General features: G+C 70.5%; 26 protein-coding genes. 13 read left to right on the top strand and 13 right to left on the bottom strand.

What is annotated here, in order from left to right; translation table 11 throughout:
* Positions 1 to 212: 212 nt before the first annotated feature.
* The 3 genes from AB0I42_RS26395 to AB0I42_RS26385 all read right to left on the bottom strand — a co-directional run bounded on the left by AB0I42_RS26395 (position 213) and on the right by AB0I42_RS26385 (position 2,599).
* A complete protein-coding gene (locus tag AB0I42_RS26395; RefSeq protein WP_357541129.1) occupies positions 213 to 1,433 on the bottom strand; it encodes an MAB_1171c family putative transporter in 1,221 nt (406 codons plus the stop codon).
* Complete coding sequence (locus tag AB0I42_RS26390; RefSeq protein WP_357541127.1) at positions 1,430 to 1,993, bottom strand: hypothetical protein; 564 nt, start codon at positions 1,991 to 1,993, stop codon at positions 1,430 to 1,432. Before AB0I42_RS26390 ends, AB0I42_RS26395 begins: the two co-directional genes overlap by 4 nt.
* Positions 1,994 to 2,092: 99 nt before the next feature.
* A complete protein-coding gene (locus AB0I42_RS26385) occupies positions 2,093 to 2,599 on the bottom strand; it encodes a helix-turn-helix transcriptional regulator (RefSeq protein ID WP_357541125.1) in 507 nt (168 codons plus the stop codon).
* Positions 2,600 to 3,189: 590 nt separating this feature from the next.
* Here AB0I42_RS26385 and AB0I42_RS26380 point away from each other — a divergent pair.
* The 13 genes from AB0I42_RS26380 (at position 3,190) to AB0I42_RS26320 (ending at position 14,735) form a co-directional block, all read left to right on the top strand.
* Positions 3,190 to 3,405 carry a hypothetical protein gene (locus AB0I42_RS26380; RefSeq protein ID WP_357541123.1) on the top strand — a complete coding sequence of 72 codons (216 nt, stop codon included), beginning with the start codon at positions 3,190 to 3,192 and terminating at the stop codon, positions 3,403 to 3,405.
* 149 nt (positions 3,406 to 3,554) lie between these two features.
* Positions 3,555 to 4,253 (top strand): DUF981 family protein, encoded by a 699-nt coding sequence (locus tag AB0I42_RS26375; protein WP_357541121.1) that lies wholly within the window; start codon positions 3,555 to 3,557, stop codon positions 4,251 to 4,253.
* 331 nt (positions 4,254 to 4,584) lie between these two features.
* Positions 4,585 to 4,944 carry a hypothetical protein gene (locus tag AB0I42_RS26370; RefSeq protein WP_357541119.1) on the top strand — a complete coding sequence of 120 codons (360 nt, stop codon included), beginning with the start codon at positions 4,585 to 4,587 and terminating at the stop codon, positions 4,942 to 4,944.
* Positions 4,944 to 6,032 (top strand): peptidoglycan DD-metalloendopeptidase family protein, encoded by a 1,089-nt coding sequence (locus AB0I42_RS26365; protein WP_357541117.1) that lies wholly within the window; start codon positions 4,944 to 4,946, stop codon positions 6,030 to 6,032. Before AB0I42_RS26370 ends, AB0I42_RS26365 begins: the two co-directional genes overlap by 1 nt.
* Before the next feature lie 15 nt (positions 6,033 to 6,047).
* The gene (locus AB0I42_RS26360) at positions 6,048 to 6,521 is read left to right on the top strand and encodes a hypothetical protein (RefSeq protein WP_357541115.1); all 474 of its coding nucleotides are present in this window, start codon (positions 6,048 to 6,050) and stop codon (positions 6,519 to 6,521) included.
* Positions 6,522 to 6,535: 14 nt separating this feature from the next.
* Positions 6,536 to 6,856 carry a hypothetical protein gene (locus AB0I42_RS26355; RefSeq protein ID WP_357541113.1) on the top strand — a complete coding sequence of 107 codons (321 nt, stop codon included), beginning with the start codon at positions 6,536 to 6,538 and terminating at the stop codon, positions 6,854 to 6,856.
* Between the two features lie 14 nt (positions 6,857 to 6,870).
* A complete protein-coding gene (locus tag AB0I42_RS26350; RefSeq protein WP_357541111.1) occupies positions 6,871 to 7,638 on the top strand; it encodes a hypothetical protein in 768 nt (255 codons plus the stop codon).
* Between the two features lie 252 nt (positions 7,639 to 7,890).
* Positions 7,891 to 8,907: a hypothetical protein gene (locus AB0I42_RS26345; RefSeq protein WP_357541109.1), complete on the top strand. Its 1,017-nt coding sequence runs from the start codon at positions 7,891 to 7,893 to the stop codon at positions 8,905 to 8,907.
* 1 nt (position 8,908) lies between these two features.
* Positions 8,909 to 10,393 carry an SCO6880 family protein gene (locus AB0I42_RS26340; RefSeq protein WP_357541107.1) on the top strand — a complete coding sequence of 495 codons (1,485 nt, stop codon included), beginning with the start codon at positions 8,909 to 8,911 and terminating at the stop codon, positions 10,391 to 10,393.
* 27 nt (positions 10,394 to 10,420) lie between these two features.
* A complete protein-coding gene (locus tag AB0I42_RS26335) occupies positions 10,421 to 11,944 on the top strand; it encodes a hypothetical protein (RefSeq protein WP_357541105.1) in 1,524 nt (507 codons plus the stop codon).
* On the top strand, positions 11,941 to 13,734 hold the full coding sequence (locus AB0I42_RS26330; RefSeq protein WP_357541103.1) for a TraM recognition domain-containing protein: 1,794 nt from the start codon (positions 11,941 to 11,943) through the stop codon (positions 13,732 to 13,734). Before AB0I42_RS26335 ends, AB0I42_RS26330 begins: the two co-directional genes overlap by 4 nt.
* Positions 13,731 to 14,273 carry a DUF4913 domain-containing protein gene (locus AB0I42_RS26325; RefSeq protein WP_357541101.1) on the top strand — a complete coding sequence of 181 codons (543 nt, stop codon included), beginning with the start codon at positions 13,731 to 13,733 and terminating at the stop codon, positions 14,271 to 14,273. Before AB0I42_RS26330 ends, AB0I42_RS26325 begins: the two co-directional genes overlap by 4 nt.
* A gap of 42 nt (positions 14,274 to 14,315) precedes the next feature.
* Complete coding sequence (locus tag AB0I42_RS26320) at positions 14,316 to 14,735, top strand: hypothetical protein (protein ID WP_357541099.1); 420 nt, start codon at positions 14,316 to 14,318, stop codon at positions 14,733 to 14,735.
* 102 nt (positions 14,736 to 14,837) lie between these two features.
* Here the strand turns inward: AB0I42_RS26320 and AB0I42_RS26315 are convergent, their stop codons facing one another.
* The 10 genes from AB0I42_RS26315 to AB0I42_RS26270 all read right to left on the bottom strand — a co-directional run bounded on the left by AB0I42_RS26315 (position 14,838) and on the right by AB0I42_RS26270 (position 23,912).
* Positions 14,838 to 16,313 carry a hypothetical protein gene (locus tag AB0I42_RS26315; RefSeq protein ID WP_357541097.1) on the bottom strand — a complete coding sequence of 492 codons (1,476 nt, stop codon included), beginning with the start codon at positions 16,311 to 16,313 and terminating at the stop codon, positions 14,838 to 14,840.
* Positions 16,310 to 16,729: a hypothetical protein gene (locus tag AB0I42_RS26310; RefSeq protein WP_357541095.1), complete on the bottom strand. Its 420-nt coding sequence runs from the start codon at positions 16,727 to 16,729 to the stop codon at positions 16,310 to 16,312. The genes AB0I42_RS26315 and AB0I42_RS26310 overlap by 4 nt, the downstream gene beginning before the upstream one ends.
* 1 nt (position 16,730) lies before the next feature.
* The gene (locus AB0I42_RS26305) at positions 16,731 to 17,897 is read right to left on the bottom strand and encodes a toprim domain-containing protein (RefSeq protein ID WP_357541093.1); all 1,167 of its coding nucleotides are present in this window, start codon (positions 17,895 to 17,897) and stop codon (positions 16,731 to 16,733) included.
* 7 nt (positions 17,898 to 17,904) lie between these two features.
* Complete coding sequence (locus tag AB0I42_RS26300) at positions 17,905 to 18,225, bottom strand: hypothetical protein (protein ID WP_357541091.1); 321 nt, start codon at positions 18,223 to 18,225, stop codon at positions 17,905 to 17,907.
* 4 nt (positions 18,226 to 18,229) lie between these two features.
* Complete coding sequence (locus AB0I42_RS26295; RefSeq protein ID WP_357541089.1) at positions 18,230 to 20,053, bottom strand: hypothetical protein; 1,824 nt, start codon at positions 20,051 to 20,053, stop codon at positions 18,230 to 18,232.
* Entirely contained in the window at positions 20,050 to 21,546 is a 1,497-nt protein-coding gene (locus AB0I42_RS26290; protein ID WP_357541087.1) for a relaxase/mobilization nuclease domain-containing protein, read from the bottom strand. The genes AB0I42_RS26295 and AB0I42_RS26290 overlap by 4 nt, the downstream gene beginning before the upstream one ends.
* The gene (locus AB0I42_RS26285; RefSeq protein WP_357541085.1) at positions 21,543 to 21,992 is read right to left on the bottom strand and encodes a hypothetical protein; all 450 of its coding nucleotides are present in this window, start codon (positions 21,990 to 21,992) and stop codon (positions 21,543 to 21,545) included. Before AB0I42_RS26285 ends, AB0I42_RS26290 begins: the two co-directional genes overlap by 4 nt.
* 429 nt (positions 21,993 to 22,421) lie before the next feature.
* The gene (locus AB0I42_RS26280) at positions 22,422 to 23,033 is read right to left on the bottom strand and encodes a hypothetical protein (RefSeq protein ID WP_357541083.1); all 612 of its coding nucleotides are present in this window, start codon (positions 23,031 to 23,033) and stop codon (positions 22,422 to 22,424) included.
* Between the two features lie 189 nt (positions 23,034 to 23,222).
* A complete protein-coding gene (locus AB0I42_RS26275) occupies positions 23,223 to 23,513 on the bottom strand; it encodes a hypothetical protein (RefSeq protein WP_357541081.1) in 291 nt (96 codons plus the stop codon).
* 123 nt (positions 23,514 to 23,636) lie between these two features.
* Positions 23,637 to 23,912, bottom strand: coding sequence for a hypothetical protein (locus AB0I42_RS26270; protein WP_357541079.1), 276 nt, complete (start codon positions 23,910 to 23,912; stop codon positions 23,637 to 23,639).
* Positions 23,913 to 24,089 lie beyond the last annotated feature (177 nt).

Genomic DNA, 24,089 nt, shown 5'->3' with positions numbered 1-24,089 from the left:
GGGTGCGTTGTGCGCGTACAGAGACGTGGGTATCTGTCCACCTGCCGCGCCGTACGCCTCGGATGATGTAGGTGATGGGGAGGATGCTCGCGGCCCCGGCGGCGATGCCTCCCCAGGTGAGTGCCTGGATGGGGCTGGGAGAGGTGTGCCAGGCGACTGCAAGCAGGACACCTGCGACTAGAACGGCAGGAGAGAGGACGTCGGTAACAACCTTAGCCACTCTCTCCGATGGCGTCCGCGCCGGCGCGAGTTCGGTGGGCGCGGACGATGGGCGAACGGGCGATGGCGTCGGAGACGGTGGCGAGCCATTCGGCTTCGGATTCGGGGTCTTCGCCTGCGGCGTCTGCGACATTGTGTGGGCTCTCGATTGGTGTGCGGGATTCGGGTGGGGTGGTGCTGACATAGTCGATCATGGAGGCGATGGTCGCCGCGTCGGCGATGATGCAGGCTTGCTGTTCCTCGATTCCCTGGGCCATAGCGGTGTGCCTGGCAGCATCGGCGATGGCCGGGTCGAGATAGGGGCCGAGATCGCGGAGACCATCGCGGATCTCGATGACGCGACGGTACAACGCGGTGTTGACCTGCCCTGGCGTGGGAAGGGCCGGCAGCGGGTGGAGGCTGATCTCCTTGTTGACGCGGTAGATCGCCTCCCATAGCGGTTGCAGCCTGCGATAGAGCCGGTACCGGGGCCACCAGTGTCGCAGGTTGGTCAGGGCGGTCCCGATGGATGGTGTGATCAGCCCGCTGGCAACGAGGATGATCCCTGCAACGATGAGCACTCGAGAGACCGGCTGCTCAGCCCACGGAAGTTCGACTCCGGCGCGGGTCAGTCCGACGAATAGCCCTTTGTGCACGACGTAGAGCAGGCCGACGACGGAGCCTACGGCGAGCAGGCGTATGCCGAGCCGTAGTAGGGAGGGCGGAAGCCGGCGGCCGTATCGAACTGACATCCGGAAGATGTCGATCATGGCTAGGGCCAGATAGGCCAGGTAGACCAGCATGTAGGTGCTGAAGTGTGGAGCGGTGGCGTAGTTCTCCGCGAAGTCGTCGGCCCGCTCGACGTCCAGGCTGGCGCGTTCGAAGGCGATGGCCATTACGATCAGGACGGCAGCGAGGATTGCCCACCGCCATCGGGCTCGTCGGGGAGCCTTCTCCGGATCTCCGAGGTGCAGGTAGAGGGACTGGACGGCGGCCGCGGCGACGAGGGCTCCCGCATGCTGCACGTAGCGGGCGATGTTGGGTACGCCGATGGCGGCGTTGAAGGCGTGGTAGAGCGGGTCCCATCCTGCGAGCATGCCTATGACAAGGCCGGCGAGGACGCCGCACGCTGCACGTAGGGCGGGGTTGCGGGGGTCGCGCCAGAGTTGCGTTGCTTTGAGGACCAAGGCGCCTGCGGCGATCGCTGCGGCGATGGGGTGGGCTATGTCGCTCACAGCCACCGCCGGTCGGCGGCGAGGGTGGCGCTGAACCGATCGAGGACTGCTGCGGTCTCGTCGTCGGTGGTGCCGGGGCGAGGTACCGGGGAGCGGCGGGCGGCGAACTCGCCGATGACGCTGGCGAGCGTCTCGGCGTCGCGTTCTTCTTCGTTGGGGTAGCGGCTGGTGCGGCCCAGGACTCGTTGCACGACCGCTGTGTCGAGGGTGTCGAAGCGCAGGGTGCTGGCGTCGAGTTGGAGTAGGCCGGTGTGGTCGCACAGCATGTGGGACAGTTCGTGTAGCAAGCTGTGGTCGCGCAGTACCGGGGGCGCCGTGCCATCGACGACTATGTAGTCCGCAGCGGCGGTGGACAGCCACAGTCCGCAGGGCGTCTCGGTCTCGTCGGTGTCGAGGTTGAGTACCTGCAGGACGGTGCTGTCGAGTTTGAGGATGTGGATCGGCCGACCTCGGTGCTCGGCGACGAGGTCCACGAACTTTCCAACGTCGAACGGCACCGGGATAGTGAACGGGAGTTGGCGCAGCAACTGCTCAGCGTTGCGAACTCGTTTCTTGTCCACCCACCTGCACCCCCGAGCGGTAAGTGCCGTGGGGCTGCGGGCAGGGGGATCGCCCCGTCCGAGCCCCGTCGGATAGTGATCGATCGTGAATTCAATCACCTAATTTGGCGCGGTGGTGTCACCCGTTTGGGTGAGTCCTTCGAGCTTGCGCGCCTGATCAAGAAGGGCATTGACGAGCTTGAGGTTGTCGGCGGACAGGCCGCGGGCCTTGAGTGCGACCGTCCGGATCTCAGGATCGTTCATCGCCTCGTCCGCTGCCTGCAGCTTTTCCTTGAGCTCGATGGCGTCTCGCAGCGTACGCAGGTCGCGGGCGACGGCGTCCGTGTCGCCGTGTCCCGACAAGAAGGCCGGGGGTACGCCGAAGAACTTGGCTAGGGCCTCCACTTGCTGCAGGCCGGGATTGTCGCGTTCGCCCGTACACAGCATGCTGATGTAGCCAGCCGATATCTCGACACCTTGATTTTTCCGGATGCTCTCGGACACTTGGCGGACGGTGTAGCGGTCCTTGCCGACGGGACGGACTGTCTGGAACAGGTGGTCCAGCCGTCCTTGGAAGGTGTCGAGCCCTGGCTCTCTCCTGGCCCCGTCCATGATCACCCCCAGCACTCCTGTTCACCAACCGTGGTTGGCATGAATCGGCGCGCCTCAGTCAGTTGACAAGGGACAGGTGACCATGCGTATGCTCCCTGTCATCGTTCACTAACCGAGACGAAGGCAGATTACCCGACCGCACTCGGTGAACACAGGGTGTACGGCCACTGCCGACACAAATTTGCACCATCCGCTCCAGAAGATGCCGGGGCCCTCGCGGCCGCTAACCCATCCGAGGGCCCCGGCAGTGGTCTCCGGCGCCTGGTCAGCGTGGGGGCCGTGACAGTACGGGGGACCGGCAGCTCCTCACCCACCCTGAGGATCTGCCAGCACTGTCGGGCCACCACGAAGAGGGGGAGGCGGGGATGACAAGAACCCCTGCCGACTGAGCAGCCGCCGGCCGGCCGCGCGCCAGGACTTTTAGTCGGGGGGTCCTGGAATGCCGCGGCCCGCGGTGGTGGGACGGCACCCTCCCGCCGTCCCACCACCGCCACCAAGCGAAACCAGATCCGACACCCCGCCGGCCACAACCGTGCCGGCCCTCAGAACGGACACGGAAGTCCGGAGGGAGGGTGACAATGCCACACACCACCACTGTCGAACCGATGCCGCGCGATCGGTACGTGGCCACCATCGGACAGGTCGGCCGCGCCGCAACGCAGCTCGGCAGGTCGCTGCGCCGGGCTGTCAACGCTGAGCCCGCGGCACGCATCCAGCAGCTCACCGACCTGCACAACCAGGTACGGGGACTGGCCGCGACCCTGAACGAGGCCCTCGGTGACGGGTGGCCACCGCCACCCGCCGCCGACGAAGCCCCGTAGGGGAAACGGCCGCAGACCGGCACACCTCCGCAGCTCATCAACCGGCGGACGCACCTGTCGACGGTGCGCCCCACGCCCGGACGCGCTCACACCTGACGCCGGGCGCCAACCCGTCTCATGTCGACATCACACGGGGGATCCGAACAACCATGACCATGATCATGTACAACAAGCTAATCGGCGTTTTCGCCGGCGTGGCACTACTCCTGGTGCCGCGCCTGTGGGCACTCGTCCGTAAGCAGGCCATGCCGCTGAGATGGGTGGGCGACGGGCCGGTAGACGGTTTCGGCTGGGCAGCCGGCCTGGCCGTTCCCGGCCTCGGCCTAACCGTCCTCGGCGGCGCGATGACCCTGACCGAACCGCTGACGGCGAAGCCGTACATCAACGCCATGTTCGGCCAGCCCACCTTCTACCTCGGCCTGCTGCTCCTCGCGGCGAGTTGGTTCCTGGCACGCAACCGAGGAGACGACCTCACGGAGGACCGGCTCCGCCACGTACTCAGACCAACGTCATGGGGGGTGGCCGGCCTGGGAATCATCCTGACCTTCTGCACCCTGGCGATCTTGCGGTTCAACGTGGTCTCTTCGGCGCCTCCCGAGGAGCCGATCACCGGCCTGCTCAACGACTACCCGATCGCCGAGAACACCTTCTTCGCGGTGATGTACGGGCTCGCCGCTGTCGGTGCGCTGCTGTTCCCGAAGGCGATAACCAGTGACCGTGCCTGGAGGGTCCTGTACTGGGCGTGGACTGGGAGCGGCATCTTCTTCTTGCTGTTCGCCGGCATGAACTTCTATACGCACACCGGCATGTTGGTGAACATCCTCGAGGGCACCAGCTACCGCTGGTAGCCCGCAGGCGAGCTGCGGGCGGCACGACCATCGGCCGGTCCCGCCCGCAGCTCCGCAGTGCGAAAGCTGGCCGCAACACCACTGGGGGAGTGGAATCGTGAGGTACGTCAACAGACCGCATCGCCGGGGCAAAGAGCTGCGCCGACGCCGGGCCGCTCTGGCCACGATGGCAGCCAGTGCGTTGACCGTCACCGGATGCAGCCTGGTTCCGACACCCAGCTCCTCAACGCCCTCAACACCGCCGACGGCGGCGGCCCAACCTGCCACGACCGCAGCCGTCGACCCTCGGCTCGACTACAGCGATCCTCAGGGCCTGTGCGACGCGTTCGCCGTGGCGCTGCTGACCCACAACACCGCTACCGACATTTCTGCCGACGACGCGTTCCGCCGGACGGCCCCGTACGTCTCCACTCCACTGCTGACCGCACCGTCAGTCGGCGGCGCTGACGTGGGCTGGCAGGACTGGGTCGCGCGTCAGGCGTACACCACGGTCGACATCGGCCCGTACGCCGGGGACGCGAGCGGGCCGGACAGCCGGCCACGAGCTGTCAGCCTCGCCACGGTCACGGTGACCGGCCGTGACGGCTGGCGGGGCCCGATGCTGCGGTACGCGGTGTACTGCGACCTGACCGCACAAGACAACGGCTCGATGCGGGTCGCCGGCTACGAGCTGGAACCGCTGGAGGCGTGATGCAGGCCGGTGGACTGCGCGCGGCGGCGCTGGCCGGCGCCCTGCTGATCGCGCTGCCCCTGGTGATCATCGCCGGGATGGTGTCGGTCGACGCGAACAACGACGGCGTCGACGACTACGCCGGCGGCGTGACCGGCGGCGCCCTGCGACCGGACGCCCCGATCCCGGCCGGCTTCGCGTCGTGGGTGAACCGGGCGGGCGCCTTGTGTACGGACATCACGCCAGCGCTGCTGGCGGCGCAGATCGAGACGGAGAGCAGTTGGAATCCGCAGGCCCGGGCGTACAACCCGCCGGAACGTGGCGGGGACGCGATGGGCCTGGCCCAGTTCCAGCAGGGCACCTGGGACAGCTGGGGACGCGACTTCGACGGTGACGGCGACGCCTCACCGTTCGATCCCGAGGACGCGATCATGGCGATGGGGACGCTGATGTGCGACCTGACCCGATGGGCCCGCGCAGGTCTGGGCGACGGTTCCCTGTCCGGTGACCCGCTCGATGTGGCCCTGGCCGCATACAACTGCGGACGCGGGTGCGTGCAGGCGGCTGGGGGAGTACCGGCATCCGGCCAGGCACGCGCGTACCCAGCCAAGGTTCGTTCGAAGGTCGCCCGGTATGCGGCCGTGCCGGTCGTCGCGGCCGGCGGATGGACGTTCCCGCTGCCTCGCGGCCAGTACGCGGTCGGATCCGGTTTCGGTCCGCGCGGCGGCCGGCTGCACGCCGGGGTGGATCTGATGGCTCGCAAAGAGGTGCCGATCCTCGCGGCGGCGGCTGGGCAGGTGATCCTCGTGCGCTGCAACAGCTCGATCGGCTGCCACACCGACGGGGGAATCAACGTTTCGGGCTGTGGCTGGTACGTCGACATCCGCCACGCCGGCGGCATCATCACCCGCTACTGCCACATGATCCGCCAGCCGTCGGTGCGGGCCGGTCAGCAGGTCGCCAGTGGTCAGCGCATCGGTGAGGTCGGGTCGACCGGCAACTCGTCGGGTCCCCACCTGCACTTCGAGGTCCATCTCAATGACGACCGGTCGAACGCTGGCGCCGTCGACCCGATCGCGTTCCTGCGCGGCGTCGGAATCACACCGTGAGGTGGGAGGAAACAGATGACCAGCCTTGACCTGGAGTACCCGCTGCCGCAGGTGGCACCGGCCGCGTCCGGTGGCGCGGCGCGGCCGACGGTGGCCGGCTGTCACGGCGGCGCCGGCACCACCACGGTGGCGTCGCTGCTCGCCCCGGCCAGCGACGCCGGCACGCTGTGGCCCACGGCGACCAGCGGCCCGCTGGTGCTGGTGACGAGGGGCACCCTGTACGGGGCGCGGCGGGCGACGTTGGCGTTGGCGCACATGCGCGAGGCCGGGGTGGTGCCCGCCGTGCTGGTGGTGGTCGCGGAGGGACCGTTGCCGCAGCCGCAAGGCGTCGCGCTGCGCCTACGGCTGCTCAGTTCCCGAGTGCCCGCGATCGTGCGGCTGCCATACGTCACCCGCTGGCGATACCTCGACGACCCGCTGAGTCAGCGGCTGCCTCGACGGCTGCGCCAGCCGCTGCAACAGATCCTCACCGCCGCCGACGCCCCCTGAAGGAGGAGAAGACCATGTTCACCGTCGCATTACTCGACATCGCCCAGCACCTCGCGGCCGGGCCGACCATCGAGATCCTCGCAGCCCCGGAACCTGTTCCACAGCCCCCACCCGGGATGGAGGAGAAGACGAACCTGTTCCTCGGCTGGATGAAGTGGGGCGGCATCATCGCCGGCATCGCCGGCTTCATGATCGCCGGAATCATGATGGTCGTCGGCCGCCGCAACCGGTCCAGCCTGGCCGCCGACGGCGCCAGCGGCCTGCCCTGGATCGTCGGTGGCCTGTCGGTCGTGGCCCTGGCCGGCGGAATCGTCGGCGCCGTCCTGCCCAGCTAACAAGGAAGCCCCTGATGACGTACGACATCGAGGCCCAGGTCCGTCGCCGCAGCCGCCGGCTGCTGTTCGCCGCCGCGGCCTTCGTCCTGCTCGCCGCCGCCGTCGCCGTCTTGTGGTTCGCTGGCGGCGACCCTGATGACCGGGCGGCAGACCCGACACCTGCCGGGCCTTCGGCCGCCCCCGCGCCCATGCCCGTCGAGCCCACGTCCACAACGCCTTCCGCCGCCCCTGGAGATCTGGGGCCGGTCACCTGGACCGACGTGCAGGGCATGACGCTGCCGGTGTCGGACCGGTACGGGCCGGCGGACCAGACCGGCGGCCGCGCCACCGGCTTCGGGCAGACGGCGGCCGGGGCGGTGCTCGCCGCGGCGCATATCACCGTGCGTGCCGACGCGATCGTCGGGCCCGGGGTGTTCCGGCCGACGATCGCCGCGCAGGTGACCGGCGTTGACCGGGAGGCGATGCTCGGCACCGTCGAGTCCGACTACGAGCAGCGGAGGTCGGCGGCGGGGGTCAACCCCGGCGACGTGCTGCCGCGCACTCACGCCCAAGTCGCCGGCTACCGCGTCGACTCCTACACCGACACGGCGGCGTTCCTGCGGTTGCTGATCTCCAGTCCTGGCCTGAATGCCCAGGGCACCGTCTACGTCGACTTCCGGGTCGAGATGCGGTGGGTCGACGACGACTGGCGCCTGGTGGCGCCGCCTGGCGGGGAGTGGCTCAGCGCCACCGGACAGGTCGCCTCCCCCGACGGCTACATCCCAATGCCACCTCGGAGGTGACAGATGTGCGTAATCACCGGCCCGCTGGCCTGTGTCGTCGGCGGGGAGGCGGTCCAGTCCGGAGTGCAGGCTCTGTCGGACGCAATCAGTGACGGGCTCGCCACGTTGATCAAGGCCACCGTCGGCTGGTGGGTCATGGTGCCCGCCATCGATGTCGCCGGCGAGGAAACCGTCGTGTCCCGGCTGCGCGGATACATGCTTCCGCTGGCGATCCTCGTGGCCGTCGCCGGGCTTATCTACGCCGGGATCCGGATGGCACTGACCCGCAAGAGCGATCCGCTGATCGACATCGGACGGGGCCTGTTCCAGACCGCGCTGTGGGCGGCGGCCGGTACCACGATCACCGCGACCGCCCTGTCCGTCTCGGACTCCTTCTCCACCTGGGTATTGAACTCCTCCACCGATGGTCAGTTCGGTGAGCGGATGACGCTGGCGCTGACGACTCAGATCGGCAGCCCCGGCCTGGTCATCGTGCTGGGCATCCTGGCGATGATCGCCGCTATCTTCCAGGCGGTGATGATGCTGTTCCGCGAGGGCGCGATCGTCATCCTCACCGGTGTGGTCGTCTTCGCCGCCGCCGGGCAGTTCAACCCGGTGACCCGGCCTTGGCTGCGGCGGATCCTCGCGTGGATGGCCGCACTGGTCTTCTACAAGCCTGCGGCGGCCCTGGTGTACGCCACCGGCTTCATCATGATCGGTGACGGTTCCGGGCCTCGGACGATGTTCATGGGCTTCACGGTGCTTGGCCTGTCGATCATCGCCCTTCCCGCGATGCTGAAGTTCTTCAACTGGGCCGTCGGCGCGGCCGGCGACGGCGGCGGCGCGCTACCCGCCGCGCTGGCCGCTGCCGGCGGCGGCTTGCACGCCGCTTCGTGGAGCAGGTCCGGCAGCGGCGGGGACGGCGCCGCCGACCACGCCCGGTACCTGCAACAGACCCTCGGTCCCCAGCCCAGTCCGGCCCCGCCGGGCGGCGCGGCACCCGCCGGTGCGGGAACAGCCGGCAGGCCGGGACCGGTCGGGTCGGGCCCGATGGGCAAGGCAGGTGACACGGCGGCGCCTGCCGCCCGAGCGACCAGCGGCGCCGTCCCAGCCAGCAGCGGCGCGTCCACCATGGGTGGCGCCTCCGCGGGAGGTGCGGCAGCGGGCGGGGCCGCTGCCGCTGGCCCGATCGGTATCGGGGTCGCGGCCGCGGCGCAAGGGGTCCAGGCGGCTGCCAGCGGAGCCAAGTCGGCGGCCAACACCGCATCCAACGCAACCGACGGAGGGTGACGTGACGACCGAACCCGACCAGATCCGCACCTACGGCGGCTGGCGCGTGGCCCGGGGCATGGGCTTGTTCGGGCTGGGGCCGGTCGCGTCGACCATAGCCCTGGCCGCTGTCCTGGCACTGGTCGTCGCCGCCGCGTTCGACCTCGCCGCCGCCCTGATCCTCGCGGTGCCGGTCGCGCTCGTGCTGGCAGCCGCCACCGTACGCGTCGGCGGCGTACCGGTGCTGCACGCGCTGCTGGCCCGCGTCAGGTGGGCGGCAGGCAGCCTGCGCGGCCACCACACCTGGCATGGCGGGATCATCGTCGACCACCCGCGGGCGTGGCAGTTGCCCGGCGTGCTGGCCAGCACCGAGCTGGTCAGCGCCGAGGACGGCAACGGCGACACCTACGGCCTGGTCTGGGATCGCCGCACCGGCACCCTGACCGCGACCCTGCGCTGCGCGTCGACGTCAACGTGGCTGGCGAACACCTCCGACGCCGACACCTGGGTCGCGAACTGGGGCTCCTGGCTGGCCAGCCTGGGCCACCTGCCGGCGATCCGATGGGTCGCGGTCACCGTGGACACCGCCCCCGATCCGGGCTCGACCCTCGCCGACCACGTCCAGTCCCGGCTCTCGCCGACGTCGCCGGCACCGGCCCGCGAGCTGATGGCCGAACTCGTCCGCCGCTCTCCGGCGGCCGCCGCTGACGTCGACACCCGGGTCAGCATCACGTTCGACCCCGCCGCCGCACCCGGCAGGCCCAAGAGCGTCGCCGCGGCGGCGGCCGAGTTCGGTCGCGTCCTGCACGGCCTGAGCAGCGCGCTGGGATCGTGTGGGGTCACCGTCCTGGGCCGCGCCTCGGCGACGGAACTGGCGGGGATCGTGCGTACGGCGTTCGATCCCGACGTGCGTGGCGAGGTCGACCGGCTGCTGGCCACTGCGGACACCGACCAGATGCTGGACTGGGGTAACGCCGGCCCGGTCGCCGTGCAGGAGTCCTGGGACCGGTACCGGCACGACTCCGGTGTCAGCGTCACGTTCGCCATGCACGAGGCCCCGCGTCAGGCGGTGCACTCCAACGTGCTCGCCCGCATGGTCTCGCCCGGCCTGTTCAGCAAGCGGGTCACTCTTATCTACCGGCCGTTCTCTGCCGCTGCGGCGGCGCGCACGCTCGAGAACGAGGTCAACGCGGCGGCGTTCCGCGCCGAGGTCGCCCGTCGTCAGGGCCGCGACGCCACCGCCCGCGACCTGGCCGACCAGGACCGCGCCCGCCGGGCCGCCAGCGAGGAGGCGATGGGCGCTGGAGTCTGCCTGGTCAGCATGTACGCCACCGTGACCGTCGAGCACGACGACGACCTGCCCACGGCGGTAGCCGACATCGAGGCCCGCGCCGAGACGGCCAAGCTGCGGCTGCGCCCCATGTACCGGTCACAGGCAGCCGGGTTCGCCGCGACCCTGCCCTGCGGGGTTTGCCCACCGTTGCTCTCCCGCCGCTTCCCTCACTAACGACGACACCACGGCAAGGAGGCCACCGTGGCCAACCGCAGCAGCACGTGGCCGCCCGCCCCGACGACCCCACCGGCCGGCATCCCCACCGCCGACACCGCAGAGGCGTTCGTCGCACGGCGTGGCCCGGTCCCGCCCGCCTGGGGCTGGCGGGGCCCGGCCGCCGGACGCGCCTCTCACGTCGGCGCCGGCGTGGAGTACCAGGGAACGACGGTGCAGCTGTGCGGCCTGTACCCGTTCGTCGCCGGCTCCGGCGCGCCCCCGGTCGGCGTCCCGATCGGCCGACACATGCTGTGGGGCGAAGTCGTCTGTCTTGACCCGCTGGCCTGGCTACGGGCCGGCCTCGTCACCAACCCCGGAGTGTTCCTGCTGGGGCAGCCCGGCGTCGGCAAGTCCGCGATCTCCAAACGGCTGATCACCGGCATGGTCGCCTGCGGCACCCACGCCCTGATCCTGGGCGACACCAAAGCCGAATACACCCCACTGGTGCAGCACCTCGGCGGGCAGGTCATCCGCGTCGGGCGCGGCATGGACCGCATCAACCCGCTCGACTCCGGGCCGCTGGGTCAGGCCCTGGCACGCATGGACGGCGCCGACGCCGCCCGACTGCGGCTGGAGATCCGGGGCCGGCGGCTGTCCCTGCTCCTCGCGCTGTGCACGCTGGTCCGCGGCACCCGACTGTCCAACGCCGAAGAGGTCGTCCTCGGCCGGGCCATCGACCTGCTCGCCGACCGCCTCGACCGCGACCCGACGGTCCCCGACGTGCTACGCATCATCGACGAGGGCCCCGACGAACTCCAGGCCGCCGCCCGCGCCGACGCCGCCGACTACGTGCGCCGCGTCGACGACCTCGTGTTCAGCCTCGAACTGCTGTGCAGCGGGTCGCTCGCCGGCGTGTTCGACGGCCCCACCAGCCATCCTCTGGACCTGGACTCCCCGGCGGTGTCGGTCGACATCTCCCGGGTCGCGGCGGCAGGCGACACTCTCGTCGCCGCCGCGATGCTGTGCTGCTGGAGCTACGGCTACGGCATGGTCGACGCCGCCGCCGTGCTCGCCGACCTCGACCTGGCGCCGCGCCGGCAGTACCTCGCCGTGATGGACGAACTGTGGCGCGCCCTGCGTGGCGCGTCCGGGCTTGTCGAGCACGCCGACGCGTTGACCCGCCTCAACCGGCAACGCGGGATGGCCAGCCTGATGATCACGCATTCGCTGGCCGACCTGGACGCGCTGCCGACCGAGGAGGACAGGGCAAAGGCTAGGGGGTTCCTCGAGCGGTGTGCGGTCACCATCCTGGCCGGGCTGCCGCTCAAAGAGCTGCGGCGGGTCAGCGAGGTCACGCCGCTCACCGCCCCCGAGATCGACATGATCAAGTCGTGGGCGGCGCCGGAATCGTGGCTGCCGGGTATCAGCCATCCCGGACGCGGCAAGTACATGGTCAAGACGGGAGAGCGGACCGGTATGCCCGTCGAGCTGACACTCGTCGGCGCGGAGCGGCACCTCTACGACACCGACACGGCCGTGCGCCTCTCGACGCTCAAAGAACCGGCATGAAAGCGCTCCGGCCGCGCGGCACACCGATCGGTTCCAGCACCCCGTGGCTCATCCTCGGCCTGGTCTGGATCGGGTACGGAATCGGCTACCTCGTCTGGCTCGCTGGCCGTCTCGCCGCGGTCAGCACCGGCCGGCCGTGGTCGACCGGCCCCGACTACGGCCCACAGTTCCTCGGCCACCTGGTCCGCAGCCAGACCCAACACCTGTGGCCGGCCGTTCCCGGCTGGCTGGTGGCCACCTACACCGGCGTCCTGCTCACCGTCGCCGGAGCCGGCGCGGCCGCGGGATGGCGACTGCTCTCCCGGTTCCGGTCGCGACCGGCTGACCCGCTGGACTCCCTGGCGACCCCGGCCGACATGGAATCGCTGACGCTGCCCACCATCCGGCGCCGCGCTCAGCAATTGCGTCCCTCCCTCAACGGTGTCCCCGCCGACCGGATACCGGCTGACGACGCCGGCGTGCCGCTGGGCAGGTTGCAGCCACGCGGCCCAGACCTTCGCGGGTCGTGGGAGGACGTCGCGATCGCGCTCATGGCGCCGCGCTCGGGCAAGACCACCGCACTGGCGATCCCCACGGTCCTGGCCGCGCCGGGCCCGGCCCTGGCCACCAGCAACAAGTCCGACCTGTGGGCGGCCACCGCGGCGCTGCGCACTACCGACGGGCGGCGGGTGTGGGTCTTTGACCCACAGCAAATCGTGTTCGCCGACCGGGACTGGTGGTGGAACCCACTGGACGGCATCACCACCGTGGAGGAGGCCGAACGGCTCGCCGGGCACTTCGTCCTCACCGTCGACGACCCGGGCCGCCGGGACATCTGGGGTCCCGGCGCCACCGAACTGCTGGCCGCACTCCTGCTCGCTGCCGGCATTAGCGGCGGCGACCTGCACCATGTCTACGGATGGCTCACCGACGACGCAAGCCAGGAGCCGTCTGACATCCTCGCCGACCATCCCCAGTTCACCGCGCAGGCCAACGGGCTGCGCGGCATCCAGCAAACCGCGTGGGAGACCAAGGCCGGCCTCTATCTGACCGCCCGCACCGCCGCCCGCTGCCTGCGAAACCCGCAGATCATGGAATGGGTGACACCTCCGACCGACGCGTCGCCGTGCTTCAACCCTCGTCAGTTCGTCCGCTCCCGCGACACGATCTTCCTGCACAGCAAGGACGGCGGTGGGTCCGCCGGCCCGCTAATCGCCGCGCTGACCGACCGGGTGATCCGCGAGGCGACCCGGCGCGGCGAATCCATGGGCGGTCGGCTCGACCCGCCCATGCCGGTCGTCCTTGACGAGGCCGCCAACATCTGCCGCATCGCTGACCTGCCAAATCTCTACTCACACCTCGGGTCGAGAGGGGTCTACCCCATTACGATCCTGCAATCCTGGGCCCAGGGCGAGACGGTCTGGGGCAGATCCGGAATGCGTGCGCTGTGGGGCGCCAGCACCCTCAAAATTGCCAGCTCCGGCATCGACGACCCGCAACTCGCCGAAGACCTGTCCCGGCTGATCGGGAACCACGATGTCGACGTCGCCTCCTACAGCCGCGGCGGCCGGGACCCCGCCCTGAGCGAGTCCGTCGCGCTGCGCCGCCAACGCATCCTCGAGCCCGACAAGATCCGCGCCCTACGCAAAGGCTCAGCCGTGCTGCTGGCCACTGGCTGCCCCGCGGCGATGATCGATCTGAAGCCGTGGTTCACCGGCCCACAGGCCGACGCGATCAGCAACGCCGAAAGGGCGGCGAAGAAGACCCTGGTCGGCCGGGCCGCGCTGCACGAGCGGACGGACCTGCGGTGAGCGACGACAATCCCGAACTCGTCGTGCAACTACAGCAACTGCGCGACGACACCGACGCCCGGTTCCACCAACTCGAAACGGCGCTGGACGAACTCGACATCGTCTTCAGCGGCCGGGAACCCGTCGTATCCTCGGCCACTTCCCCGGCCGAGGATACGACGCGCGGCGGCGACCTCACACTGCTGTACCCGTCGCTACAGGCGTGGGTGGTGGGCCACTTCGCGCGGGTCTACGTCCGCTCGGGCGGCGGCTGGCGCTGGTGCGCGAAATGGTGGGACCACGCCGAGGCGATCTCCCGGTTGCAAGCGCTGTGGCGGTCGTGGGAGATCCTGCGCGTCGAACCGTTGGGGATGGACACCTGGCTGCGCGAGCACCTCGACCACCACCTGCCGCAGCTCATGCACAGCGCCGGCCCCTTCAGCAGTTGCACTAACGAGCACCACCGGCCCGGCAAGGACCTGCCCACCACCCCGGCCCCCGACGGCTGGTGGGACCTCCCACAGTTCTTCGACGGTCCCGAAACCGGCGTGGCGCAATGAGGTGATCCGCTGCGGGCGCCCTGGTGCCATACCCTCGCCGGCATGCCCGAGAAGTTGTCCAAAGCTACCCAGTACACCCTCATCGGCGACGGCCTCGCCCTCGGCTGCCACGATCTTGGGATCGTCGCGGTCACGTCCAAGACGTTGGAACTCGAGCTGGCCTTCAACGCCGCCTGGCGGGACTTCCCCCTTGCCACGACGATGTTTGCGCAGGTTCACGCGTCGCTTGCCCGCAGCGACATCCACATCATCCTCGGCGGCAGCCCTCGAAGGAGGTGGTCGAGGGTGGCCTGGGAGCAGCACGGGGCATGGTGGCGGCCCGGACCGCCCGGCACGCTCGACTGGGACGACATCGCCGACAGCATCGCCGACCTGTACGGCATCACCCGGCAGCGGTGGACCGAGCTGGCGGGACCGTTTGCCCGTCGGCTCCGCGACGAGAACGTCCAGCGCGCTTCGTGACGGCAGTAGCACTGAGCACGTGGCAGCCGCCGAACTTCTGGGAGGGCTGCCACGTGCTCAGTGCTACTCGCGGGCAACATCGCGCTGCGCTCGTCAGCCGGGTCATCTGCTGGCGCCAACGCCCCGGACAGGTCGGGCCGGTGTATGCGACAGCCCTGCTCTGTGGGGAGCCGGACCAGCCAGGTGCGTCGGGGTCGAGGTGGGAGCCGGAATCCGCGGTGGCAGAGGCATTCCCGCTACCCTGGCCAGCCAACTGCTGCATTGCCGGGCGTTGTACAACGCGACCTGCAACTCTGCGAAGCATGAATCCCTCTCGGAAACAGGCTTCCAGCGCATCACGGGCTTCGGACTCCCGGGAGCCGCCCCTCTGGTCTCAGGGCCCAGAAGCATGCCCTGCCGCTGTACCCGCCGTACTGCCTCCCACAGCAGCTGTGACAGGTGCGGCAGCCGCACCATCAACTCGCCGCTGGTGCGGCGCCAAGCCTCTCGCTGCCGTGGCCTTTGAGCCCACTGACGGTTCGGCGCCCACTGGCCTTCCGGCCGCAACTGCTCGCCTAGCCACCGGGCCACACCCGTCATCGACGCCGTCAGGACGCTATGGTCGCTGGCGGGAATGACCGGGCTCCGTAGGTTTCCCACCTCGGCGGCCGTGACACGCCACCAGTGCGCAGCCCGCGTGGCGGCCAGCGTGACCGGTTCACTCGGATTGGTCACCCGCAGGACGTGCCCCGCATAGCGAGTGATGGCCATCGCGGCCCGAGCCGCCGCCGCTACCTGTCCTGCCGTCACCTGGTCGCTGTTGTCCAGGAGCCAGGAGCGTGCGGCATCAACGCCGGCAACGGCACCGCGGTGCGAGTCGATGGCCGCCCACACGGACGGATCGTCGGACGACACACCGTTCACTGCCCGGATCGAAGCCGTGGCGTCGCTGCGGCCATCCAGGACGTTCACGGCATGGATGCGCAGACTGCTGTGGATGGTCCGCTTGCAGTCGGCCGCCGCGAGCATCAGCAGCGGCCGCCAGACGCCAGCATCGCTACCTGGTGTTAGCCACCTTCCGCGGTGTAGTGCGGCGTCCAGGTCGACGACGCCGCGCACCAGGCGGCCCGTCAGTGCCAGGTTGTCGTGCTGGCCGATACCATGCGCCAAGGCCAGCCCTTCGGGCGTGGGCGGCCGGGCCCGGGCGGCCCCGAGATTGCCGGCGATCAAGTCGTTCGCGGCGCCGATTCGATCCGCCGCCCGGAGCATTGTCGTCGCCACCGCCCCGACGCGTTCGACACTCAGTGACTGGATCGGCATCTTGGCCTGGGTCAACTCGCTCGTTCGGCGCAGCCCGGCCAGCAACCCAACGACGGGCGAGGCCGCCGCGTCGCTCGCGGCGGTGGCCGTGGCCAGGTCGCTGGGCAGACTGGCACCGGTCAGGAGCGTCGTCTGGCGCTCCAACTCTCGGTACAGTCGGATTCGGGCTAGCGCCGCGCTCGCCTGTTCGGCACCGCTGGCCGGTCCTGACTGTCGGATCAGGGCGTGCGCCTGGGCGATGCCGGCCGCGGCTGCGTCAAGGTGCTCTCCGGCGCTCATGTCAGTTGCCTTGCCGCGCCGTCGAGCAGGTCCGCGACACGTATCCATACCAACCGCCGCCACGGGCTCGCCTGATTGCTCGCCGCGCCGTCGGTGTAGATCTGGGCGAGCTTCCTGACCAGGCCAAGTGTCGCGGGTCGAAGGTGCTGGTCGCTCGACGGCCGGACCTCGCTCGGCACGGCCGCAGGGTCGGGCAGCTCAGCTCGCAGCTCGGCGACCGCGTCCCCGAGCGCGACCGCGAAGAAATCCCAGTCGTCGGCGCCCCGGCAGCCCGGGGTACTGGCCACCGCAGCGGCTCGCTCGACGAGCAGCAGGGCCCACTGCGCGTGAAGCCCGTCGGGGTCTACATCGCCGACGAGACGGCTGTGCGCGTCGTTGATCAGTCGTACGAAGGTGTTGTCTTCCACATCGAGCATGTCATCGCCTCTTCTCGTGCAGAGCAAGATCGGTGAGGGATCCTGTGGACAACACGCCGTCGTCCACAGCCTCGGTGCACGGCTCTTCGACGCCGGTGGTCGGGCTGATCGCGTCCACGATCGCCCCGGACACCGTCGGGTAGGTCAGATTCAGGCGCGCGGCCAGGGAAACCACAAGGCGCACGATCTGCTCCGCGCAGCCTGTGCCGGCTGCCACCACCGCCGCGCGTCTGAGTACCGCGAACCGGTGCTCCAGGTCTGAGGCGGCGACGTCGCCGCCGTCGCGGCCGACCAGCAGCGCCTCGATCAACACGTCGGCCAGCGGCACGGTCGCGTCGGTGACCGCTTGGCGCAGTGCTCCGGCGCCCTGCCGCTCGAGCAGGTCCGCGGGGTCGGTTCCGGTCGGCAGCCCCGCAGCCAGCGCTGCCCCGGCCGCACCCGGATACCGCTGCAGCAGGTCCCACACCTTCCGGGTCGCGCGTCGTCCCGCGCTGTCGGCGTCCAGCGCCGACACCATTCCCGACGACAGGTCGCAGACCCTGTCGAGCAGGTTGAGCTGGTCGCCGGTCAGGGCGGTGCCACACGCCGCTACGGCCGCGAACTCGCACCGGCCGGCATCGGCCGCCGCCACCGCCAGCACGTCGACCGGCCCCTCGACCAGAACCGGCCGGGCGCCGGCGACCCAGGACCGCCACTGCTCGAACAGGCCGAACAGCAGGCAGCCCTTGGCGTAGGCGGGACTGGCCGGCGAGTTCAGGTACTTCGGCCCACGGCCGCCCGGGCACGTCCGGCCCAGGAACCCGACCGGATCGCCGTCGATGTCGAAGACCGGGAACATGACGCGGTCACGGAATCGGTCGATGATCCGGCCGTCTCTGAGTTGCCGCCCCAGCCCGGCGGCAACGATCTCCTGGTCGGTGAAGCCTCGCCGTCGCAGTTGGTTCACCATGACGGTCCCCGGAGTGGGCGCGTACCCGACCGGCCATCCCTTGGGCATGGTGTTACCGAGCCGCCGCCGCAGGTACTGCTGGGCTCGACTGCCCACCAGGTGCGCGCGGTAGCGGGCCACGGCGCAGCGGTGCGCGGCGACGATCCGTTCCCGGCCGATGTTGCCGGGGCGGCAGGTCAAGGCGGCGGCCTGCGGCGGTGACGGTGTCAGTGCCCCCATGGCGGCATCACCCGGGGCCTGCCGACGTCCCGTCGCGGCCACGTCGCGGTGCGGTGCCGAACGGGGTGGGGAAGCCCTCCCCGGCCAGCGCCACCGGCCGGCGGCGCTGGAGTTCGTGCTCACTACACGGGGGGCACGCCCACTGCTGGTGTCGCTGCTCGTACACCCAACTCTGCTGCTTCACCAGCTCGTGGAACTGCTCGTCGGTGAACGTGGGGTGGCGGCCGAGGTCCATCATCGTGTGGCAGTCGTCGGACGCCTCCAGGTCGCAGGTGACGGTCCCTTCGGGGATCTGTGGGCCTTCCTGGCGGTCGATCTGCAGCGCCATCTGTTCACCTGCCGGGTGTTGGTCGTGGGGGTCGTGGCTGGTCCGGGGTCCGGGCGGCCGGGCGGGTCTGGCCGGTGGCTGGCGTCGCGCGGCGGTCGGCGCGGTCCTTGCGCGCCTGCGCGACCTCTTCGCCGGCTCCTTGGGGGAAGCCTTCGCCGGCCAGGCTGGCCGCGCTACGTGTGTCGCGGGCCAGGGCCTCGTTGCGGTCTGCGCCGGCGGCCTTGACGCGGCCGGCCGCGGCGGCGACCTGTTGCTCGTCCACCACGGTAGCCGGGATGTCCCGCGTCGCCTGGTCCGCCGCTGCGCCGGCCCGCAGATCGCCTGCGCGTTGGACGGCCAGTTGCTCGTCACCTGCCAGCCGGTACACCGACGGCTCTCTGCGTGGCGAAACGATGTCGCCGCGCAGGGCCGTGTCGACCTTCCCGATCTCGGCGCCGATCGCGGCGCGCACCTCGCCGAGCTCGGTACGCCACTGCGGCCCGCCGCCGGCCGTGGCCTCCATGCCTCGCAGGTGGCCGTCGAGCGTACGCAGCCGTCGCAGGACCTCGTCGCGGCCTGCCCGTCCCTCGGGCAGCGGCTCCGGGGTCGGCGAGACCACGTTGACGCCGTCGCCGGTGAACCGGCCTGGTGGTGGTTCGGTGCCGGCGAGTCGGCCGCTGGGCAGTTCGCGCTCCATCAGCGGTACCGCGCGCAGCATCGCCTCGTGCCGGCTGGCGCCGGCGGCGATCTGCTGGTCGTACAGCTGCATCGCGGTGGGCTGTACCACTCGCAGCCGGTCGTCGATGCGTTCCAACGCCACCTCGGCACGCCGGTCGCCGGGGTACGCCGCGGCGGCGGCCCATGCCTGCCCAAGTTGCACCGTGTCGGCCCGGTCCAGCCACTGGGGCTCGAATGCCCGGCTGTAGTCGGTGGTGGCCGCGCGGCGCTGGAGCCGGTTGAGCCGGAACGCCTGACTGTCGTTTTCCTGTGGTGTGACCCCCTCGGCGGGGGTTGCCGTCTTGACCCATCTGGCCATGGCTTGGTCCAGGGCCGGGGTTTCGTGCCATCGCCCGGCGCCGCGCCCGCCGCGCAGGCCTGCCTCGATGTGCGTGATGTCTTGGCGCATCTGGTCGCGGATACGGTCGACGGCTGCCGGGTCGGGCGAGTGTGGAGCGATGCCGGCCAGGTAGGTGTCCAGGTGACGTAGGTGTTCGAGGCGCTCGGTGGTCGTCGGTGGGCGGGGGATGTCGCCGGGCCCGCCGACGGGGACCAGGTCGCCTCCGGTGGCCGGCCCGGCCCGGACCGCGCCGGCCTTGCCGTATCCCTCTCGGGCGGTGGGGCCGGACTGGGTCGGGCCTGGGTCCATGTGCCAGACGGCTTTGCTCATGGCGTCGACGGGCGCGACGCCGTCGGCTCGCATCTGGTCGTAGTAGGCCATTGCTTCGGGAGCCACGACCCGCAGCCGGATCTCGACTCGTTCCATCGCCGCCGCGGCCTGCGGGTCGGTGTCGTGGTAGGCGGCCGCGGCGGCCCACGTCTCACCCAGCGTCTTCAGGTCGGCGTTCAGCAGGAAGTCGGTGTTCTCCGCCCGGCGGTAGACGGCGGCGGCGGCGCGGTGCTGCGCCGCATTGAACCGTTTGATGATCTTGGCATCGCGGGCTTGTTGCTGGGCGGCCCGCGCGGCGGCTTCAGCGGCATGCGCATCGCGTTCGGCGCGCTGCTGCGCCTGTGTGTACCGCCACCGGGCGACGGCCTCGGCGAACGAGGCAACGACGGTCAGGTTGTTCAGTTGCCGGCGCAGACCTTCGCCAATGGGATCTGGATGCTGCTGCTCGATCGGCTCGGTCATGTCCGTCCTCCGTACCGTGGGTGGGCGCCCCGGCCCGCCGGGCGCGCCGGTGGGCGCCGGCTCGGCGGGGGAGCGGGAGTGAAGCCTCGGGTGGTTTTCGGCGCGGGTGCGGGTGTGGCCCGGGTGTACGTGGCGACGTGGGCGCGCAGCTCCGCTGCCGCCGTCCGCGCGGCGGTGGCCTGGGCAGTGCGCCGCTGGAGCCGGCGCACCATCGCCACAGTGTCGGCCAGCGCCGCCAGTCGGGCGAGTAGTTCTGCGGCCTGCAACGCTTCGTCGTCGGGATGGATCCGGCGTACGGCCGCCAGCAGCCGCGCGGACGCGCGCAGGTGCTCGACGCGCTCGGTCCAGGGCGGTACGCGCCCGTACCGTTCGCGGGCGGCGTGGTCGAATCGGTCGGCGACGCGGGTCAGCGGGCCGCCGCGGCGGCCCTCGAGGACGCGGGCGGCAACGGTGACGGTGTCCGCCGCGGCGTACATCGTGGCGGCCGCGGCGTCGATGTCGTCACGGTCGACGCCGCGCAGGCGTCTGGTGGCGTCGTCGACGTCGCGGGCCGCCTGGTCGAGCGTGTGGCGGCGGTGCTCGGTGGACTGCGGGCCGCGCGAAGTGCCGGCCGCGTCCGGGCGCCGGTGGCCGGCGGGGGGTGCCCATCGCTGGCGTAGGCGGGGCAGCGTCAGGTCGGCGGCGAGTTTCCCACCGCCGTACCAGACCGGCGTGCCGTCGCCGGCGCGGACGCCGGGCAGGCTGACGGCGTACCCGGTGACCTGCTCGAGGTTGATGTCGCTGTGCCGCAGCTTCACCATCACCCCGGCGGATTCGAGCCGGGCGAAGAAGTCCTGCTCGTCAACGGCGGTCGCGGCGGCCAGACGTACCTCGCGCCGCAGCCTGTCCCGGGCGGTGAGGTGGTGTCCGCTGCGGCGGGCCTTCTCTATCTCGGCGCGGTGCGGGCGGCGGGCGGCGGTGACGTCTGCGGGGGCGGTCGACCGGAGCCGGTAGCGCTGTTCGAACAGCCGGCAGGTCTCTCGGACGCGATGGAAGTCGTTGCTCAGGCGGGCCGGTCTGCCGTCTTGGCGGGCGAGGGTGGCGACGATGTGGATGTGGTCGTCGGCGTGCCGGACGGCGATCCAGCGCACGCCGTCCTCGGCGGCGGCGGGGCTGGACAGGCCGATGTGGTGCATCATCTCGGTGGCCAGCTCGGCCCATTCGTTATCGGTCAGGAGCCGGTCCTCGGCGGCGGCGCGCACGGCGAGGTGGTAGACGGGCTGAGGGCTGCGTGCGGCCTCGGCCTCGGCCGCCACGGGTGCTTCGAGCAGCGCCACGAGACGGCGGAAGTCGCGGTGGCCGGCCTCGGTGACTGCGGGCTCGAGTTCGCTGGTTTCGCCTGTCCATGAAGCGACGATCCGCGGGTCGTGGTGTTCCTCGGCCTTGCCCGGTCCGTAGAGGTAGCGGACGAGGCCGGCGACCCGCTGTCCTCGGGGCAGGACCCGGCCGATCACGGCAGTCGCCTGCGTAGTCGGATGACGATGTCGTCGAGGCGCTCCACGGCTCGGGCGCACAGTTCTGTCGCCCGTACTAGTTCGGCCGGCACGGCGCCGGTGGAGTGTAGGGCGGCGACGGCCTGGTTGACGTTGACGCCGAATCGGCCAACGAGGGTTCGGGCGGTGTTGAGTTCGGCGAGCTGGTCACGGAGCGCCGAGTCGGTGCGGGCCACGGATTGCCTCGCCACGGCGAGCGCAGCCGCGGCGACGAAGCTGGTGGGTGTCAGGCCGGCCTGGAACGCGGCAGCCTCGACGGCGGCGAACTCCTTGCTGTCGTAACTGAGCGAGATCGTCTTGCCGCCGGCGTCGCGTGCTCGTCCCTGCGAGTTCGGTCGGTGCCGGCGGTGGCGGACCGGCCGGCGCTGGGCCGGTATGCCCTCGTGCGTGTTCTGGTCGCGTGTCATTTCGCAGCCACCCCCGTGAAACTGCTGCCCCGACCGCGCCCGGTCGGGGCCTTCTGGATCTCTGCGCCGAGCATGACAGCAGCTCGCGCGCAGGCCAAGCGGGTTACTTAGTAACCGCATATCTTGCTCCCTGTCGGGGCCATTCCGGTTCCGGCGCGAAGCGCCGGGGCAGTGTCCGAAATGCCCGATCAGGTGGTCGGGGGTGTGCTGGCTCGTCGTGGTGGCGCTTTGAAGATCTTCGCCGAGAAACCCCGAGCGGGTGGCGGCTCGACGGCGCCGGTTGGGGCGGTGGTGGCGGGGCTGGCTGCGGCGGCGGGTGGCCCTTGTCCTGGTGCGCTGCGGGCTGCCGGCCCGCCGTCGGTGGCGTTTACACACGGTGACGGAAACGCGGAAGCCCCGGCGGTGTGCCGGGGCTTCCGAGGTCGACGCTTACGGGGTGTTCAGTCGCCGGGTTTCGGTGGCGCTGTAGTGGGTGGGGTCGATTGTGGCGTGGGGGTCGGGTCGGTCCTCGGGGAAGACGTAGGGGTTGGTGAGAAGGTCGGCGAGCAGGCGCCGGTTGTGGGTGCTGAGGTGTCGGTGTTGGGATGCGGGGTCGGGGCCGTGGGCCTGGTCGAGTTCGGCGAGGCGGTCTTGCCGCTCTTGCTCGGTGATGAGGTGGATCGCGGCGGCCATGTTGGTCAGGTGGCGTTGGGCGGCGACGTACCGGTATCGGTCGAGTTGCCGGCGGATGGTGGTGAGGTGGCGTTCGATGAGGGTGGGGTTGATGCCGGTGGCGGTGGCGTGGTCGGTGATCGCCTTGATCTCTTCGGCCCATACGGGGGTCGGGGTGGTGCGGATGGGGCTGACGGAGCCGGGGCGGACTCCGGATAGGACGGGTTCTCCGGCGTGGTTGGCGAGCATGTAGCGGATGCCGGCTCGGGTGTGGGCGCGGTGGGTGATCTGGAGGGCGTGGCCGTGCCAGGCACGGTCGCTGCCGTGGTACTCGACCCATCGACCGGTATTGGTGGGGTCGGCGGGTTCCGGGTGGCCGTTTTCGGGCATGGTGGTTTCCGTTCGGGTGGGTTGGGGTTGGCTGCGGGCGCGGTCCGGTGAGGGGTGTGGGGTTGCGGTGGGGACCGGAGCTGGCGCGCTGGGGTGGGTGTGGTGTGCGCATGGGTGTGGCCGTGGGCCTCGGCCCGGTATCGCTGCTTGGGGCACGTGGGCGATACCGGGGCCGGGCGCGGGTGGGTGTCAGGTGCCGGTGGGGTCGAACCTGTCGAGGCGGGCGCGGGGGAACAGGTCGGTGAGGGGCACGGACTTGTCGGTGGCGGCGCGGATGATCGGCGTGCAGGTCTTGCACAGTGGTTCGCGGTCGGTGCCGGGCTCGCCGGGTTCGATCGGGGTCCAGTCGGGTCGCAGAGGGCATCGGGTCGACTGGTTGACCCAGAAGGATGGGACGGTGTGGGGGTTGCTGGCGAACGTGATCCCGCAGCGGATGCAGGGCGCGATCAAGATCGCCTTGTCTTCGTCTTCAGCGAACAACGTGGAGTCCTCGGTCGGTCGACGGATGGCCGATGGGGTGGTCACGGCGGGGTGCCCGCCGGCCTGGCCTGGCCTGGCTGTGAGGGGGCCGGGCCGGGGTGTCACCCCCGGCCCGGTCGCCTGTCAGAAGGGGGGTTCGTCGGTGTCGAGGTTGAACGGGGCGCTGTCGGAGGTGAGGGTGACGAGGGAAACGGCGAGCTGCGCGCCGGCGGCCTCGGCGGCGAGGATCGTGAGAATGGACATCTCGTTGAGTCCTGCGATGATGGCGTGAGCGGCGGGGCCGAGGCCGTCGTCGTGCATGCGGGCGAGGATGGTGCGGATGGCGTCGTGGTCCCCGCGTTGATGTGCGTCGCACGCCTGGTCGACGTAGTCGACGATTTTCGGGTCCAGGGTTATCACTGTTCTCCCTTGGTTGGTGGTGACTGGTGTCGGTCGGGGCTTGCCTTCCCCTCCCGAACAACTACTAATATACCTCCTTCTCGGGTCGGTGTCGAGACTCAAACCACACCTGACCAGCGGTTTTCCACCCACCCCGCACATCATCGACCGCAACACACGGCGCGGTTTATCGCGCCC

This window comes from Polymorphospora sp. NPDC050346 (assembly GCF_040655695.1).
GTDB lineage: Bacteria > Actinomycetota > Actinomycetes > Mycobacteriales > Micromonosporaceae > Polymorphospora > Polymorphospora lycopeni.
This window is presented reverse-complemented; position numbering and strand designations above follow the sequence as displayed.

Bases quoted from the DNA above. Each gene is read 5' to 3' on its own strand.
- AB0I42_RS26285 (WP_357541085.1), bottom strand. From the start codon at position 21,992: ATGACACGCGACCAGAACACGCACGAGGGCATACCGGCCCAGCGCCGG.
- AB0I42_RS26305 (WP_357541093.1), bottom strand. From the start codon at position 17,897: ATGGGGGCACTGACACCGTCACCGCCGCAGGCCGCCGCCTTGACCTGC.
- AB0I42_RS26380 (WP_357541123.1), top strand. From the start codon at position 3,190: ATGCCGCGCGATCGGTACGTGGCCACCATCGGACAGGTCGGCCGCGCC.
- AB0I42_RS26365 (WP_357541117.1), top strand. From the start codon at position 4,944: ATGCAGGCCGGTGGACTGCGCGCGGCGGCGCTGGCCGGCGCCCTGCTG.
- AB0I42_RS26310 (WP_357541095.1), bottom strand. From the start codon at position 16,729: ATGCTCGATGTGGAAGACAACACCTTCGTACGACTGATCAACGACGCG.
- AB0I42_RS26280 (WP_357541083.1), bottom strand. From the start codon at position 23,033: ATGCCCGAAAACGGCCACCCGGAACCCGCCGACCCCACCAATACCGGT.
- AB0I42_RS26315 (WP_357541097.1), bottom strand. From the start codon at position 16,313: ATGAGCGCCGGAGAGCACCTTGACGCAGCCGCGGCCGGCATCGCCCAG.
- AB0I42_RS26330 (WP_357541103.1), top strand. From the start codon at position 11,941: ATGAAAGCGCTCCGGCCGCGCGGCACACCGATCGGTTCCAGCACCCCG.
- AB0I42_RS26300 (WP_357541091.1), bottom strand. From the start codon at position 18,225: ATGGCGCTGCAGATCGACCGCCAGGAAGGCCCACAGATCCCCGAAGGG.
- AB0I42_RS26355 (WP_357541113.1), top strand. From the start codon at position 6,536: ATGTTCACCGTCGCATTACTCGACATCGCCCAGCACCTCGCGGCCGGG.
- AB0I42_RS26320 (WP_357541099.1), top strand. From the start codon at position 14,316: ATGCCCGAGAAGTTGTCCAAAGCTACCCAGTACACCCTCATCGGCGAC.
- AB0I42_RS26375 (WP_357541121.1), top strand. From the start codon at position 3,555: ATGACCATGATCATGTACAACAAGCTAATCGGCGTTTTCGCCGGCGTG.
- AB0I42_RS26350 (WP_357541111.1), top strand. From the start codon at position 6,871: ATGACGTACGACATCGAGGCCCAGGTCCGTCGCCGCAGCCGCCGGCTG.
- AB0I42_RS26360 (WP_357541115.1), top strand. From the start codon at position 6,048: ATGACCAGCCTTGACCTGGAGTACCCGCTGCCGCAGGTGGCACCGGCC.
- AB0I42_RS26345 (WP_357541109.1), top strand. From the start codon at position 7,891: ATGGCACTGACCCGCAAGAGCGATCCGCTGATCGACATCGGACGGGGC.
- AB0I42_RS26295 (WP_357541089.1), bottom strand. From the start codon at position 20,053: ATGACCGAGCCGATCGAGCAGCAGCATCCAGATCCCATTGGCGAAGGT.